Source organism: Vibrio sp. OPT46 (assembly GCF_015163535.1).
Classification (GTDB): Bacteria; Pseudomonadota; Gammaproteobacteria; order Enterobacterales; family Vibrionaceae; genus Vibrio; species Vibrio alginolyticus.
In genome coordinates this window covers 1-1852 of the sequence record NZ_JADDYG010000064.1, presented here as the reverse complement: position 1 = coordinate 1852, position 1852 = coordinate 1, and the positions used below count along the sequence as shown (strand labels likewise).

Annotated in this window: 1 protein-coding gene; it reads left to right on the top strand. The window is 35.8% G+C overall.

Annotated features, from left to right (window positions below):
* Positions 1-1107 precede the first annotated feature (1107 nt).
* Positions 1108-1852 (top strand): leukocidin family pore-forming toxin (locus IQR33_RS02790; RefSeq protein ID WP_193843498.1); only part of this gene is annotated, 745 nt, incomplete at its 3' end.

The following is a 1852-nucleotide window of genomic DNA, read 5'->3' as shown; positions in this document are numbered from 1 at the left end:
GTTATTCATCGTGAGTTGGTATCCTATTTCCTTAGATAAAGCAGACTTTTCCTAACTCTGTGCATGGGGACATTTTTTGTTTTTTGGTTTTCCCAATCATTAGGTTGCGCAGCGTTCACGACGAACAGTTCGTACTAAAAACGGTGGTCGCAGTGCCTAACACCAGAGCAGTCCGTTTTTTATACTTGCTTCACGAGTTGAGTAATATTGGTATTGTTTCACATTGAACATGAAGGAAATTCATAGTGGCAGTTCCAACCCTGAGAGAGCTATCGTAGATACTGTTTTTCATTGACACCAATACACGTAACTTGGCGAGCATATTGCCAATATGTGTAATTAAGAAACGGATAAGAGATTAGCAGTACGTAAACCAGTTTTAAGCCGAGAAAACGCATTGTATAAACAAGATGCCAACTGGAATATAGGACAGCGTAACTTAAATAGTACTTTTCACACTCCATCGTTTATTCAAGCATTCGTTTAATTAGAAGTACGTTACATTTTATATTCTCGAAACATGATTATTTAATAATCTTATTTATTTCTTTTTCTATCTTTACCATCTTAAACGTAAAGTTTAATTTCCTGCTGTAAAAGCACATATAACTTCATACACGAACATGGCAACTTCATTGACGGACTTAATCACTAAACTATTACATTAAGCTCTAAAAAATAATAAAAAAAACATAAATCACTGTTTTAATTTGAATTAAACCCATAAACCCGAGATAACCACATAACGATACTTTACTTAATTTGGTATAACAAAAACCCTAAAAATAACATGGCTAACATTTATAAAATTCACTTTTATCAATAGAAAATCTCAACACAACATTAGAAAATTAAAATTAAGCAACAACTTAAAAAGACAAGACTTAATAACCAAATTCTTATTTATTATAGTTGAGTGGTGAATTTAAAAACTATGAGACATTAATCCCACGAATCTATCCTTTTTCTTTTTTTAATAAAAAACAAGATGCACTATTTCACCGCTCATTTATTGAGCTTGAATTTATAACCTGTCCATAATTATAAAGTGCCCATCAAGATGGTTTAAAACAAAAGTCTTTATGGGCTGACTAATAGGAAAAAATAATGGAAAAACAGCATCTTTCCGCGAGTATTATCGCACTCGCTTTACTTGGTTCTTTAGCACCAGCACATGCTGAAGATACATTGAAATCTTACACTTCGACATTGCTTCAGCTTGATGATGGTGATGCACGCTCGAAAAAAATCCGCTTAATTTATTCTTTAGAAAATGTCTGGAACCAATCTTTGCTACCAAATGGCGCTAAAGAAGCCAAGTTGATCCTAAATGGCGGTTCTGGCTTCGACATGACTAATGTTCCAAACAAAGAACAAATCTATGGTTTTGCTACTGGGGGAGATTACCGTTACACCGTTCCAACGGCTTTTAAGCTGGCACTGAGCTATTTAAATGGCGCCCCTTTACGCCACATGAGCCATGCTCCAGAAAACACCATTGCAACGGCATCTGTCAGTGAGTCTCTAGATTTTAACCTTGGATTCAGTGCTTCTACTTCTCCAAATATTAGTGGGGGAATCTCCTGGAGCAACCGTGTAACGTACGACCAGCCAGAGTTTCAAACGGTTGCCGATTTTAACCAAGCTAACGAAAGCATTAATTGGTTAATTGAAAACAAGACTATCCGCCATAATACGCCAGCTAAAGACTGGTTATTGTATCGTTGGACCAGTTGTGACATGGGTAATTTGATTGATTACAATGAGTTACCTGTCGTTATGCGTTCAGATTTTAAACCACAAGTCGGCGTCGTATATAGAAAAAATGACATTCAAGATGGCCTAGATACAT